This window comes from Amycolatopsis sp. H20-H5, from assembly GCF_035828755.1.
In the GTDB taxonomy this organism is placed as follows: Bacteria; Actinomycetota; Actinomycetes; order Mycobacteriales; family Pseudonocardiaceae; genus Amycolatopsis.
The window spans coordinates 31,732-44,596 of sequence record NZ_JAYMZS010000041.1 but is presented as its reverse complement, the minus strand read 5'-3'; the positions used below and the strand labels follow the sequence as shown (position 1 = coordinate 44,596).

16 protein-coding genes and 1 pseudogene are annotated in these 12,865 nt (G+C 71.1%); 10 read left to right on the top strand and 7 right to left on the bottom strand.

Translation table 11 applies throughout. From position 1 onward, the window contains the following. Positions 1 to 27: 27 nt before the first annotated feature. Complete coding sequence (locus QMK34_RS22815; RefSeq protein ID WP_326416254.1) at positions 28 to 861, top strand: GNAT family N-acetyltransferase; 834 nt, start codon at positions 28 to 30, stop codon at positions 859 to 861. A gap of 33 nt (positions 862 to 894) precedes the next feature. Here the strand turns inward: QMK34_RS22815 and QMK34_RS22810 are convergent, their stop codons facing one another. The 3 genes from QMK34_RS22810 to QMK34_RS22800 all read right to left on the bottom strand — a co-directional run bounded on the left by QMK34_RS22810 (position 895) and on the right by QMK34_RS22800 (position 3,057). After that, positions 895 to 1,452 (bottom strand): response regulator transcription factor, encoded by a 558-nt coding sequence (locus tag QMK34_RS22810; RefSeq protein ID WP_326416253.1) that lies wholly within the window; start codon positions 1,450 to 1,452, stop codon positions 895 to 897. 131 nt (positions 1,453 to 1,583) lie between these two features. Then, on the bottom strand, positions 1,584 to 2,549 hold the full coding sequence (locus tag QMK34_RS22805) for an SRPBCC family protein (RefSeq protein ID WP_326416252.1): 966 nt from the start codon (positions 2,547 to 2,549) through the stop codon (positions 1,584 to 1,586). A gap of 55 nt (positions 2,550 to 2,604) precedes the next feature. After that, positions 2,605 to 3,057: a MarR family winged helix-turn-helix transcriptional regulator gene (locus tag QMK34_RS22800; protein ID WP_326416251.1), complete on the bottom strand. Its 453-nt coding sequence runs from the start codon at positions 3,055 to 3,057 to the stop codon at positions 2,605 to 2,607. 55 nt (positions 3,058 to 3,112) lie between these two features. Between QMK34_RS22800 and QMK34_RS22795 the strand changes: the two genes are divergently transcribed. Next, positions 3,113 to 3,679, top strand: coding sequence for a flavodoxin family protein (locus QMK34_RS22795; RefSeq protein WP_326416250.1), 567 nt, complete (start codon positions 3,113 to 3,115; stop codon positions 3,677 to 3,679). A 109-nt stretch (positions 3,680 to 3,788) separates the two neighbouring features. Here QMK34_RS22795 and QMK34_RS22790 read toward each other — a convergent pair whose 3' ends face one another. Next, the gene (locus tag QMK34_RS22790; RefSeq protein ID WP_326416249.1) at positions 3,789 to 4,559 is read right to left on the bottom strand and encodes an NAD(P)H-dependent oxidoreductase; all 771 of its coding nucleotides are present in this window, start codon (positions 4,557 to 4,559) and stop codon (positions 3,789 to 3,791) included. 100 nt (positions 4,560 to 4,659) lie between these two features. Here QMK34_RS22790 and QMK34_RS22785 point away from each other — a divergent pair, with 100 nt between their 5' ends. After that, positions 4,660 to 5,655, top strand: coding sequence for a GlxA family transcriptional regulator (locus QMK34_RS22785; protein ID WP_326416248.1), 996 nt, complete (start codon positions 4,660 to 4,662; stop codon positions 5,653 to 5,655). Here the strand turns inward: QMK34_RS22785 and QMK34_RS22780 are convergent. Continuing rightward, positions 5,648 to 6,235 carry a TetR/AcrR family transcriptional regulator gene (locus QMK34_RS22780; RefSeq protein WP_326416246.1) on the bottom strand — a complete coding sequence of 196 codons (588 nt, stop codon included), beginning with the start codon at positions 6,233 to 6,235 and terminating at the stop codon, positions 5,648 to 5,650. The two genes, QMK34_RS22785 and QMK34_RS22780, sit on opposite strands and share 8 nt — an antisense overlap. Positions 6,236 to 6,305: 70 nt before the next feature. On the opposite strand from QMK34_RS22780, the gene QMK34_RS22775 reads away from it, so the two are divergent. Further along, positions 6,306 to 6,764 (top strand): GNAT family N-acetyltransferase, encoded by a 459-nt coding sequence (locus tag QMK34_RS22775; protein ID WP_326416245.1) that lies wholly within the window; start codon positions 6,306 to 6,308, stop codon positions 6,762 to 6,764. Between the two features lie 129 nt (positions 6,765 to 6,893). Next, the gene (locus QMK34_RS22770; RefSeq protein ID WP_326416244.1) at positions 6,894 to 7,709 is read left to right on the top strand and encodes an MFS transporter; all 816 of its coding nucleotides are present in this window, start codon (positions 6,894 to 6,896) and stop codon (positions 7,707 to 7,709) included. A gap of 3 nt (positions 7,710 to 7,712) precedes the next feature. On the opposite strand, the gene QMK34_RS22765 is transcribed toward QMK34_RS22770, so the two are convergent. After that, positions 7,713 to 8,831 (bottom strand): C40 family peptidase, encoded by a 1,119-nt coding sequence (locus QMK34_RS22765; protein WP_326416243.1) that lies wholly within the window; start codon positions 8,829 to 8,831, stop codon positions 7,713 to 7,715. Positions 8,832 to 8,911: 80 nt separating this feature from the next. Here QMK34_RS22765 and QMK34_RS22760 point away from each other — a divergent pair, with 80 nt between their 5' ends. From QMK34_RS22760 to QMK34_RS22740, 5 genes are all read left to right on the top strand, one after another. Further along, positions 8,912 to 9,721: a biotin--[acetyl-CoA-carboxylase] ligase gene (locus QMK34_RS22760; protein WP_326416241.1), complete on the top strand. Its 810-nt coding sequence runs from the start codon at positions 8,912 to 8,914 to the stop codon at positions 9,719 to 9,721. 89 nt (positions 9,722 to 9,810) lie between these two features. Then, positions 9,811 to 10,416 (top strand): PH domain-containing protein, encoded by a 606-nt coding sequence (locus QMK34_RS22755; protein ID WP_326416240.1) that lies wholly within the window; start codon positions 9,811 to 9,813, stop codon positions 10,414 to 10,416. Position 10,417: 1 nt separating this feature from the next. Then, positions 10,418 to 11,362: a hydroxymethylglutaryl-CoA lyase gene (locus QMK34_RS22750; protein WP_326416239.1), complete on the top strand. Its 945-nt coding sequence runs from the start codon at positions 10,418 to 10,420 to the stop codon at positions 11,360 to 11,362. A 101-nt stretch (positions 11,363 to 11,463) separates the two neighbouring features. Continuing rightward, positions 11,464 to 12,354: a TNT domain-containing protein gene (locus tag QMK34_RS22745; RefSeq protein WP_326416238.1), complete on the top strand. Its 891-nt coding sequence runs from the start codon at positions 11,464 to 11,466 to the stop codon at positions 12,352 to 12,354. Beyond that, on the top strand, positions 12,351 to 12,629 hold the full coding sequence (locus QMK34_RS22740; protein ID WP_326416237.1) for a hypothetical protein: 279 nt from the start codon (positions 12,351 to 12,353) through the stop codon (positions 12,627 to 12,629). The genes QMK34_RS22745 and QMK34_RS22740 overlap by 4 nt, the downstream gene beginning before the upstream one ends. A 125-nt stretch (positions 12,630 to 12,754) precedes the next feature. Here the strand turns inward: QMK34_RS22740 and QMK34_RS22735 are convergent. After that, positions 12,755 to 12,865: pseudogene (locus tag QMK34_RS22735) on the bottom strand (histidinol-phosphatase); the annotation flags it as partial.

Here is a 12,865-nt window from a genome sequence, read left to right as displayed (position 1 = left end):
TCCGCGGGGGCTCCGTAGCGTGATCCGGTGACCTTCGCCCCGTCCGCAGTGCGCCCGCTGGCCACCGCTGACCTCGCCGCCTGCCTCGAGCTGGCGGTCGATCGAGGCTGGCCGGGCGAAGAGAGCAAATGGGCCTTGCTGCTCGAAGCCGGACAGGGTTTCGGCGTCGAAGCACCGGACGGCGGGCTGGCCGCGTCGGTGATCCTGACCCCGGTGGGCGACGACCTCGCGGCCATCTCGATGGTCCTGGTCGCGGCCCGGTTCGAGCGGCAAGGTCTTGGCAAACGGGTGATGGCGCGCGCCATGACCGCGGCCGGGGACCGGACGCTCTTCCTGATCTCGACAAAGTTCGGCCGTCCGCTGTACGAGTCGCTGGGGTTCGTCCTCGCGGGCGAGGTCCAGTGCTTCCGCGGCGTGCTCACCACGAACGGACCGGTCGCGCGCCCCATCGCCGGCGACGACCTCGCCGCGATCCACAAGCTGGACACCGAGGTCTACGGGACGGACCGGCGCGCGCTGCTCAGCCGCCTTCTCACCGAGGCTGAGCACGTACACGTCGTGAGCCGCGAAGGCCGGGTAACCGGCTACGCGTTCGGGACGCGCTACCCGGACGAGACGGTGATCGGTCCTGTCGTGGCCGGGGACGAGGAAGAGGCGAAGGCGCTTATCGGCGGTGTCGCGGCCGAGTCCGGCACGAACCTGCGGGTCGACATCGACACCCGGGCGTCCGGCCTGCTCGCCTGGGCCCGCGCGGGTGGGTTGGTGCCGCGTGACCCGGCGCCACGGATGGTCCACGGCGGACGCACCCTGCCGGGTGACGCCTCCCGTCGTTTCGCCCCGGCGATGCAGGCTCTCGGCTGAGTTTCAGAGCGCTGAGTGTCCGAGGGCTGAGCGTCAGAGCGCGGGCCGCACCAGGCCGCTTTCGTACGCGATGATCACCAGCTGTGCCCGATCCCGTGCGGTCAGCTTGAACAGCAGCCGTCCGACGTGGGTCTTGATCGTGGCCTGCCCGAGGTGCAGGTGCTCGGCGATCTCGGCGTTGGACAGCCCCCGCGCGATCAGGCCCAGCACCTCCTGCTCCCGGACGGTGACGCCGTCGAGCGCCCGCGCCGTGCTGCGCGCGGTGTCCGGCAGGCGGGCGAACTCCGCGATCGGCCGCCGCGTGATCGACGGCGCCAGCAGGCCGTCGCCAGCCGCGACGACCGTGATCGCGGAGAGCGGACCGGCCGGGGGAGTGTCCTTGAGCAGGAACCCGCTCGCCCCGTCCCGCAGCGCCGAATAGACGTAGGCGTCGAGGTCGAACGTGGTCAGCATGAGCACCCGGACGGACTCGACGATGAACGCCCAGCTGCTCGCCGCGAGGTTTCCGCCGGTCGCGATCGCCAGCGTGAGCGCGGCCAGGACGCCGAGCAGCAGCCCGCCGAGCCGGGACGGCCGGTCTGATCGGATCATGTCCGAAACCTAGCGGGGACACCCGCTTTCGCGCGTCCGCCCGGCGACGGTCATCCCCAGGGCGGAGCCGCACTCTCAGTGCGTGCGTGCGTGTGCGTCAAACCCGCAACGCGTCGACGAGTCGTGGTCTCTCAGTTTCCGAAAGACCACGACTCGTCGACGAGTTGCGACGCCGCGTAGCGCGTCAGGAGGGCGGCGGTGCGGTCTTCCGGCCAGTGGCAGCGGATTTCGCCGTGGGTCGCGGCGAAGAACAGTTCGAGCTGGGTGTGCCAGGCCGCCAACGCCGTCGGCAGGACGCCGTCGAGCGCGCGTGGCACGGTCTGGGTGAGTTCGACGCGGGTGCCGTCGAACTCACCGTGCACGAACTCCCAGCGCACCAGCCCGGCCGGTTCGCCGTCGTGCAGCCAGCGGTATTCGAGCACACGCGGCGCCTCGGCGATGGTGACCTCGCCTGCCGCGACGTAGCCGTTGGTCGCGGGAAGCGGCGGCTCGGCGCCGACCGGTTCCGGCGCCAGCAGCGCCCAGACGTCGTCGAGCGTCTTCCACATCAGGTCGCGCCGGAACCGCACGAGATACCCGTCCGGCGTCTCGGTGACCTCGCCCGCGCCGAGCCCGAATTCCTCGGCGTAGGCCTCGATCCGCGGCAGCCACCCGCCCGGCTGCTCGAATTCACGGCCCGCGAGCCTGGCGGCCAGCGCGTCGAGGCAGACGTCCCAGCCCGCGGCGGTGCGCCCGGCGGCGACCTTCGCGATCGCGGGCTCGCCGCGGCCGAAGCTGTGGGTGAACCGCAGCAGACAGCCTTCGCCGTCCGGCTGGATTTCCCAGCGCAGCACGTCACCATTCCAGGTGAACGCGAACACCGACGGGTGATCGACTTCCAGGATCTCGCCCGTGGAAACGGCGTCCTGGCCCGCGAAGGTGAACCGGATGGGCGCGCCGGGGCGCAGCTCGGCGCTGACCGCCGCCGGGAACCAGTGCGCGAGCTCGGCCGGGTCGGTGATCGCGTGCCAGACCTTCTCCGGCGAGTGCGTGAGGCGGCGCTCCAGCCGCACCGCGGGCCGCTCGCCGACGTTGTCCAGTTCCGCTCGCCCCGGCACGGTCAGCTCCCTTCGTGTACGTCAAGGGGAATATAACCACTGAAGAATATGAGGGTCAAGCTCCCCGGATCGCCGACACCGCGGTGCTGAGCTCCGGGTCGCCCGAGGCCTTGTCGAGTGCGATCGCGAGCACGTCGCGATACGTCGGCTCGGTCTCGGCGTGACGTTTGCGGCCTTCCGGCGTGATCACCGAGTACACCCCGCGACGGTCGTCGGCGCAGATGTCACGCACGGTGAGACCGGCGTCCTCCAAGCGCGCGACCATCCGGCTCACCGAGCTCTGGTTGAGCCCGATGGCCTCGGCGAGCTCCTGCATCCGCAGCTCGCCTTCGGTGGACACGGCCAGCTTGGCCAGTGCGCGGTACTCGGAAAGCCCGAGGCCGTGGCGACGGTGAAGTGCCTTCGCGAGCTCCTGCTCGATACGCCCGTGCAGCGCGAGCACGCGGGTCCATGACTGCTCGTCGGCGCTCATCGCGGCCTCCCTGGTGTTCTTGACGGGATCGTACATGCAGTGACAGTATCTGCTTGCACATGCATGTATCTACTTCATGAAAGGACCTCTGATGTCGGACTCCCGCAGCTTCCTGTTCCTTCTGGGCTCTTCCCGCGTCGACGGGAACACCGAGACGCTCGCCCGGCAGGCGGCCACCGAACTCCCGCAGTCGACGACGCAACGCTGGATCCGGCTGCCCGAAGTCCCGTTGCCCGCCTTCGAAGACCGGCGGCACAGCGAGGTTCCCCAAGCCGAGCCCGTTGGCGACGAACGGCTCCTGCTGGACGCGACCTTCGCCGCGACGGACCTTGTCATCGCTTCGCCGGTCTACTGGTACAGCGTGTCGGCGTCGGTGAAGCTGTACCTCGACTACTGGTCGGGCTGGATGAAGGCGCCGGGCGTCGAGTTCAAGGCCCGCATGCGAGGCAAGACCTTGTGGGGTGTTTCGGTGCTGGCCGAGGAGCCAGGGCAGGCGGACCCGCTCGTCGGCACGCTGCGCCGCAGCGCCGCCTACCTCGGCATGAACTGGGGCGGCGTGTTGCTGGGCAACGGCAGCAGGCCCGGCGACGTCCTCACCGACTCCGCCGCGATCGGCGCCGCATCGGCCTTCTTCGCCGACATCCAGGTCGCCGCCTGAGTGCCCCTGAAGGCCACTGTGTTCCCAACGGCCCGTCGCCTCGTCGGCGACGGGCCTCACGGCGTTTAACGCCGTGATGGTGGCCTTCAGGGGCAGTTGGCGAGTGGGGTCACGCTCGGGTGTAGTGGACGTCGAGTCCGGTGTTTCCGCAGGTGAGTTCCTCGCGCAGCACCAGGTTTTCGTCGTAGTCCCCGTGGTTCTGGAAGCGGAACGGAAGCGGTGTGGTCGTCCGCAGGGTGTGCAACCGGTCACGCAGCCGGGTGGCGGCCGCCTCGTACTCGCCGGGTGAGACCCGGTTCGCGCCGTAGACGGCCAGCGGCGGGAGCACGGACATCCCGGCGTAGAACAGCGTGCCGTGCTGGAGCGGAAAGAGCAGGTCGTTGAGCTCGCCGTTCACCCCGTGCGGGCCCATCGTGACGGCGGGCGCGCCCGCCGTCACGATCACCATCGCCCGTTTGCCCGCCAGCCTTCCTTCGCCGTAGCGCAGCGTGTGGCCGTCGGGATGTGTTACGCCGTAACCGAAACCGTTCACGAAGACGCGGTCGAACCAGCCCTTGAGGATGGCGGGCATGCCGTACCACCACAGCGGGAACTGCAGGATCACGGTGTCGGCCCAGTCGAGTTTCCCGTGCTCGGCGACGATGTCCTCGCTCAGCTCGCCGTCCCGGTAGGCGTCCTTGGACGTCGGCCCCACGAACAGCCGCCCGTTCGCGGCCGCGCCGAAGTCCGCGCTGTCGACGACGGGCTTCCAGTCCATCGCGTACAGATCCGATTCGCGGACCTCGTGCCCCTGGCCGCGCAGCGTCCGCAGGCCCTCGTCGCGCAGTGCTCCGCTCAAGGACCGCTGCTCAGGGTGGGCGAAGATCCACAGCGCCTTCATGCTCGATCCCTCTCGTTCGTGTTGCTCACGGTGACGAGCTTGCCGCGATGGGTCCCCTCGAACGAGTGGCCTGATGGACAACATGTGCAAGAATCGAGCCATGGCTGTTTTCCCGCGTCCCGATCGCCACCGGGTGGCCGTGCTCGTCCGCGACGGCTTGCTGCCGATGGAGCTGGGCATCGTGCACCGGCTGTTCGGGCAAGCCCGCGGCGAGGGTGGCGAGCCGCTGTATGACGTCCTGACCTGCGCACTCGTGCCGGGACAGGTGTGGACCGACGCCGACTTCACGATCAACGTCGAGCACGGCCCGGCGATGCTGGCCGAGGCCGACACGGTGATCATCCCGGCGTCGATCAGCGAGTACGAGCCGCGCGGGCGGGCGCTCGTGCCCGCGCTGGCCGAAGCACTCGCGCTCATCCGTCCGGGTGCCCGGATCGCGTCGATCTGCACGGGCGCGTTCGTGCTCGCCGCGGCGGGGCTGCTCGACGGGCTCCGCGCGACGACGCATTGGAGGTCCGCCTGCGAGTTCGAGCAGCTGTTCCCCTCGGTGCGGCTCGACCCGGACGTGCTCTACACCGACGACGGCAACGTGCTCACCTCCGCGGGCGTCGCCTCCGGGATCGACCTGTGCCTGCACATGATCCGCCGCGACCACGGCGCCGCGGTGGCCAACGAGGTCGCCAGGGGCACGGTGGTCTCCCCGCATCGCGACGGCGGGCAGGCGCAGTTCATCCGGCGCCCGGTGCCGGAGCCGCAGTTCTCCTCGACCGCCGCCGCGCGCGCCTGGGCGTTGCAGCATCTCGACCAGCCGCTCACCTTGCGCGAGCTCGCCGCCCGCGAGTCGATGAGCACTCGGACGTTCACCCGGCGCTTCCGCGACGAGGTCGGCATCTCGGCGGTGCAATGGCTTACCCAGCAACGGATCGAGCGGGCCCGGCAACTGCTGGAGGAGACCGACCTGCCCGTTGACCGGGTCGCCGCTGAGGCCGGTTTCGGCACGGCCGCGTCGCTGCGCCAGCACCTGCAGACCGCGCTGGGTGTTTCGCCCAAGGCCTACCGGCGCACGTTCCGGGCCGCTGCGGTCCCGGTCAGCTGAGGCCCAGCGCGGTCAGCGTCGTGTCGAGCATCGCGGACTGGGTGGCCGGGGGATAGGCAACTGGGTCGGCCGAGGCGAGGGTCGCGGCCCCGTCCGCGGTCGCGATCAGCCCGAACGCGACGGTCGCCACCCGCTCGGCCGTCCAGTCCGGGGCGACGGCCGCGACGAGCCTGGACACGCGTTCCCGCCAGGCCTGGTTCTTGGCGCGATGCAAGGCGTTCATCTCCTCGTCGCCGACGGCGGCGGCGAGGAAACCCAGCCAGACAAACGTCTCGCCGACCTTCTCCTCGTTCAGTGCGAGCGCCTGCCGGAGCACGGCGCGCAGCGAGTCGCGCGGTGTCGCCGCGTCCGCTTCGAGCGCGTCGACGCGGGCGCGCGTCCGCTCGTGGAGGAGCCCGCGGGCATGCAGGAGCAGGGCCCGGCGGTGCGGGAACCGGTGCATGACGAGTCCGGTCGTGCACCCGGCCGCCGCGGCGACCGCGCGGATCGTCAGCCGGTCGAGGCCCTGCCCGGCGAGCACGTCCCAGACCGCTTGGGACAGCTGGGCTTCCTGGGCGGGCTTGTCGGCCTTCCGTGCCATGAGTCACTCCTGACGATTCCGGAACGTCTGTTACCGTAACATCTGTTACCAATCGAGGCGGGAGTGGCCGGTGGAGTGGACGATCGAAGAGCGGCACTGGGACGACCCCGACGGCGCCGCCCTGCGAGCGCGTCAACGAACCGAACTCAACGCCCGCTACGGCCGGGACGACCACGAGCCGGGAACGCCGCCGTCGGCCGCCGACATCGACGTGTTCCTCGTCGCCGTCGCGCGTTCGGGTGAAGCCGTCGGGTGCGGCGCGTTACGCCAGTTGAGTGCTGCCACCGCCGAAATCAAGCGCATGTACGTGGACCCCGTCGCTCGGGGCAGCGGCGTCGCCACGGCGTTGCTGCGCACGCTGGAGACGGTCGCCGCCGGGCTCGGCTGGCGGACACTGCGCCTGGAAACCGGGAACCTGCAGCCCGAAGCCGAGCGCTTCTACCGCCGCGAGGGCTACCGCGAGATCCCGTTGTTCGGTGGTTACGTCGGCTCGGACCTGTCGATCTGCTTCGAGCGCACGCTTTCCTGACTCGGGCTCGCCGTCTTCGACTGTCCCTGAAGGCCACCTTCACGGCGTAAAACGCTGTGAAGGTGGCCTTCAGGGGCAGTCGGGCGGCCGGTGGAGTGTTCCCGAACGGGCCGCCGAGGCCTCGACGCGGTGAGCAACGAAGCCACCTTCATCAGCGGCCCGCTGGTCGTGACCGCGGTGCTCAGCGTCACCGCGCCGATCGTCCTCATCGCTGCCGGTGCACTCGCCACCGTCGCCGGAGTTCTCGGCCTGGCCACCGCGCCTGTGCTCCGCGAAGCCGTGCAGGCCCATCCCTGCCCGGCCGAGAAGCCGACCTGGCTGGGCCCCTTGAAGCGACGCCGCGTTCTCACCCTTCTGCTCATCGCCGCCGCGGGCACTTTCGGTGTCGCCGCGATGCAGGTGGGCGCGGCGAGCATGGCGACGAGCTGGAACAACACCCCGGCCGCCGGACTGGTCGTCAGCGCACTGTCGGTCGGCGCGGTGGTGAGCGGACTGGTCTACGGCGCCCGCACGTGGCGCGGAGACCGCCGGTGCCACCTGACCGTTCTCTACGCGCTGAGCGGCGTACTGCTCCTGGCCACCATGGCTGCCCCCACCATGCTGACGCTCGGGGTGGCGTTCGCGGCCGTGGGGCTCGTCGCCGGGGCCCGCGACGCCATCGAACAGCTCGTGCTCGGGGCGGCGAGCCCCGACCATCAGCGAACCGAGACGTTCGCCTGGCTGACCACGTTCATGTGGGGAGGGTTCGCCGTGGGCAGTGCCACCGCCGGGCGGCTCGCCACATCATGGGGAACCGCGTCGCCGTTCCTGGCCGCGGCCGTGCTCTGGCTGATCGCGGCGGCGTTTTCGGCCATGCTCCGCCGTAAAGCCCTTCAGCGCTCACCACAGACTGGCGATTTCGCCGGTTTGCCCCAGGAAACCGGCACTGGTGCGGTGGGCCGATAAAGCCTAGTTGGAGGGGCGGCCCGCACCGACGTAGTCGTCGCCCTTCGAGTGATACGTGTGGATCTGCACGGCCTGACCCTCGGTCGGGGCGTTGATCATCAGCCCGTTGCCGAGGTAGAGCCCAACGTGGTGGATGCGGGTCGCGGGATTGCCGTAGAACACGAGGTCGCCGAGTTTCGGCTGCTCCGCGGCGGGCACCGGCGGCAGCGCGCGGAACTGGCTGTCCGCGGTTCGCGGCAGCGCGACGCCCGCGTCGTCGTAGGAGGCTTTGGTCAGGCCGGAACAGTCGAAGCCCGCCGCGCCCGCGTCCGGCCCGTTGCCGCCCCAGACGTAAGGCAGGCCGAGCTGGCCGAGCGCGAAGCGGGTCGCGCGCACTGACGGCGTCGCCGCCCGCGAAGGGTCGAGGGACAGGGTCGAGAACAGCTGGGCGTTGCCGAGGACCTGCTGGCGGAACAACTCGGTGGCGTTGCCCGCCTTCGCGTCCTTGTACGAGGCCACGGCGTTCCACCAGCCGTTGCCGCCGCCGAGGTCCGTGCCGCCCGCGCACAGGGCGCGGCCCGCGGCGACCGAAGCGGCGTCCGGGTTCGTGATCGCGGGCTTCGCGATGCCGGGGATGTTCGCGCCCCACTTCTTCCACTGCTGGGCCGACAGCCCGAGCGGGCCGCGCTGCTGATCGCCGCCGCGCCCGTGGTTCGAGTTCGCCGCGCCGATCCCGGCCAGCGTCACCCAGGACAGGTGGCACTTCGGCTGTTCCCCGCGCAGCGCCAGCTCGCCGTTCGCGTACCCCATCAGCGCGCTCGCCGGGATGTCCAGCGGGCCTGCCAGCTTGTTCGCCCACTCCTCCAGCGGCTTCACGCCCTTCGCGGGCGCCTGCTGGGCTTGGACCGGCGCGCTGACCTCCAGCACCGACGGACCCGCGCCGCCGCCGATCGTGTCCGCCGCGGGGGTGGGCGCCTGGATCGGGACCGCCGCCGTCGACGGCCGGTCGTTGCCGCCGTTGAGCAGCCACCCGGCGGTGACCAGGCCCGCGACGAGCGGCAGTGCGACGAGCCCCCGGGTCAGTGCACCCCGTGCCCAGCCGGATTTCTTGGCTGTGGCTTCGGGCTGCGGCTCGGTGGTCACAGCGTCCAGGTTAGAAGAGGGCACCTCTAGGTAACGAGACCACGCCTTGCACGTTAGGGGGACTCCCATATCGTGGACACATGACTGGGATTGACGCCGCCGGGCTGCGCGCCGGGCTGGCCGGGCGGTACGCCGCTGTCGACGTTGTCGCGAGCACCGGCTCCACCAATGCCGACCTGCGCGAAGCCGCGACCTCCGGCGCCGCCGACCGGACCGTGCTGATCGCCGAGGAGCAGACGGCCGGGGTCGGCAGGCGGGCCCGTTCCTGGAGCTCGCCGAAGGGTGCCGGGCTGTATCTCAGCGTGTTGCTCCGCCCGCGAGAGGTCGCTTTCAGCGCGCTCGGGTCGCTGTCCGTGGTCGCCGGGCTGGCCGTGCGCGACGTCGCCGCCCGAGTGGGTGTCGACGCTGTCCTCAAGTGGCCGAACGACGTGCTCGCCGGGCCCGCGCGCGCCAAGTGCGCCGGGATCCTCGCCGAGGCCATCGCGGCCGGGGACGTCTCCGTCGTGGTGGGGATCGGGCTCAACGTGCTGCCGCTCGGGCAGGACGTGCCCGCCGGGCCGGGCGGGCTGCCCGCGACCTCGCTGGCCGAGCAGGGGGCCACCGTCACCGATCGGACCGAGGTCGCCGCGCTGCTGCTGGCCGCGTTCGACGACCGGGAACGCCGCTGGCGGCTCGCCGGGGGCGATCTCACCGCGGCCGGGCTGCTCGACGAGTACCGCCGCCACTGCGCCACCCTCGGCCAGGACGTCCGCGTCGAGCTGCCGGACGGCAAGTCGCTCGTCGGCCGCGCGGCCGACGTCGACGCGGCGGGGCAGCTGACAGTCGACGTCGCGGGCGGCGGCCGTCAGACCGTTTTCGCGGGCGACGTGGTGCACGTCCGTCCCGCCTAGTACCAATTGCGGTGTCCTCCCCACCGGGCCGACCGTTCGCCGGTACGGTGAGGCGACCAGCGTCGCATGACACCTTGGGAGCGTCCGCCGTGGCCTATCCAGACGATTTGCTCAGTGAAAACGAGCATGTCGTAGTGCACAGTCATCCGCACTTCAAGATGCTCATCTTCCCGTTCCTCACCTTCGTGGTGAGCGTGGGCGTCGGCAGCTGGCTCGCGATCCTGGCCAGGGACGCCGCCGCGCCGTGGGGCATGGTGGCGGAGATCGCCATCGCCGTGGTCGTGGTCGTCCTGGTGGTCTGGCTGTTCCTGGTGCCGTTCGTGCGCTGGCGCACCACGCACTTCATCGTCACCACCGACAGGCTGATAGCGCGCGAAGGCGTGCTGAAGCGCACCGGGATCGACATCCCGCTGTCCCGCATCAACAGCGTGCAGTTCGAGCACGGCCTGCTGGACCGGGTGTTCGGCTGCGGCACGCTGATCATCGAGTCCGCCTCGGACGAGCCGCTGAAGTTCGACGACATCCCCAAGGTCGAGCGGGTGCACACGGTGATCTACCGCGAGGTCAACGACAACCCGTACGACGACTTCCAGCGCGGCCAGACGCCCGGCCCGCAGCAGACCGAGCAGTACCCGCCGGGCCAGCAGGGCCCGCCGCCCCAGCAGCCGCCGCCCTCGCGTCGCGGCCGTCGCTGACGTGGGCGTCCGGGAACTGGGGCTGCCGCAGCGGGTGTCTTCCTCCGGTGAGCTGCCCGAACGGGTGACGATCTGGGAGGTCGGCCCGCGCGACGGCCTGCAGAACGAGAAGTCCATCGTGCCGGTCGAGGTGAAACTCGAGTTCCTCGACAGGCTTGCCACGGCGGGGCTCACCACCCTGGAGGCGACCAGTTTCGTGCACCCCAAGTGGGTGCCGCAGCTGGCCGACGCCGAGCAGTTGCTCGCCGGGCTGGACCAGCGCGAAGGCGTGCGCTACCCGGTCCTCGTGCCGAACGAGCGCGGGCTGAACCGCGCGCTCGAGGCCGGTGTCGGGCACATCGCGATCTTCGCCAGCGCCACCGAGACGTTCGCCCAGCGCAATCTCAACTCCACGCTGGACGAGCAGTTCTCGATGTTCGAGCCGGTCGTCACGCGCGCGCTGGCCGAGGGCCTGGAAGTCCGCGGCTACCTCTCCATGTGCTTCGGCGACCCCTGGGAAGGCGCCGTTCCGGCCGAGCAGGTCGTCAAGGCGGGCACGCGGTTGCTGGAGCTGGGCTGCTCGCAGCTCTCGCTCGGGGACACCATCGGCGTCGCCACGGCCGGTCAGGTCGAAGGCCTGCTCGCCGGTTTCGGTGAAGCCGGGGTCGACGTCGGCGCGCTGGCCGTGCACTTTCACGACACCTACGGCCAGGCGCTGGCGAACACCCTCGCCGCGCTCCGCTGCGGAGTGTCCACTGTGGACGCTTCGGCCGGCGGCCTCGGCGGCTGCCCGTACGCCGAGTCGGCCACCGGGAACCTCGCCACCGAGGACCTCGTCTGGATGCTCGACGGGCTCGGCGTCCAGCACGGCGTCGACCTCGGCGCACTCGTCGAGACCAGCGTCTGGATGGCGGAGCGGCTCGGCAGGCCCAGCGCGTCGCGGGTGGTCAACGCCCTCGGCGGCTGAATCCGCATTCGTTTCCCGCTGCCGGGAACCGGATGGGCATCGTGAGCGTCCAACGGATGCCACCCGCTTCGCCGGTGGCATCGACTCCCGGGGAGGGTGCCGTGACCGAGCAGTCCGAGGCGGGTACGGGGCCGATCCGGCTGCCCGTGCGGTACGGGGGCCTGCTCGCCCCCGGCGGGTTCGAGGACGTGCCGACGCCGAGGTCGGGCACGCCGCTCCCGTTCGCGCCCGCGCCATGGCCGCCGGTGCTGGACAACCTCCAGCGTCCCGTCCCCCTGCCGCCGCCTCCACACCAGAAGCCACCGCTGGGCTCGCCGCGTCAGGAGCGGCAGAGCATCGTCGCGTTGTTCCTGGTCCACCTGTTCCCGATCGGCCACCTGCCGGTCGCCGCCGACAAGCCCGCGCGCCAGCTGCCCGCGGGTGGCCTCGCGTACGCGGCCGGGCTGCGGTTCGCGCCGTTCGACCACCCCGAGTCCGGCCTGCTGACCGACGAAGAGGCGTTGTCCCACGTCAGCGCCGGTTTCCAGCGCGCGCCGACCCTGCCCCCCGTCGCGCCCCCCGCGGAGCTGCTCAGCGGGCACGACCCCCTCGGCGGACTGCCGGAGCGCGACTGGGACCGCCGCTTCCTCGCCGGGACGGGCCTTTCCGGGACCGAGTACGCCTGGCCGCCGGGAGAGATGTTCCCCGAGGGCAGCGCCGAAGCGGCGGAGCCGGTGGTGCTCGACGTCGGCACCGAGCTCGACCGTTTCGGCGACGCCCACGGCCGGATCCTCGCCCCGGCCGCGACCCCGTTCGCCCACCGCTCACTGCCGCCGTCCGCGGTGACGAACTACCGGCGCTATCGGGTGACCCGCGCGCTGCCCGCGTGGCGGTCGGTGTCGGCGGCCTGGTTCGGCGTGCCGGGCGGCGGCGTGCGACTGCGCACGGTCCTGGGCGCGGATGAGCTCGTCACGCTGGGATTCCTGGCCGATCTCACGGGAGAGCAACCATGAACACCGAGTCGATCCTGCGCTGGCTGGCCGCGCTGGGGGTGCCGCCCGAGGTGGTCTCCGTCGGCGCCGAGTCCGACAACGCCTGGTGCCTGATGCGCGCCGACGCCGAGGAGGGCGGCGACGCCGCCTGGGAGGTCTTCTGGCGCGAGCAGGGCAACCGCTACGACTGGGCGAGGTTCACCAGCGAGCAGGTCGCCTGCCACTACCTGTTCGGCCGCCTGGCCTGGGCACAGGTCGCGCGCGGCGCGGTGGGGCTGCTGCCCGGCGCGGGATGAGCCGCCCTGGGCCCGCGCTCGGCGAGGCTCGTGGCTGCGGACCCCAGTGTCATGAAAGTGACTTTCCGGGCAAAAATTGCCCGGAAAGTCACTTTCATGACATCCATGAACGTGAGAAAGGGCCGTCAGCGCTTCAGGATCGAAAGCGCTTCGTCGTGGAGGAGGCCGGTGGTGGAGAGGGCCGAGCCGTTGTCGTAGCGCGGCTCGCCGGAGAGGTCGCTGAAGCGGCCGCCCGC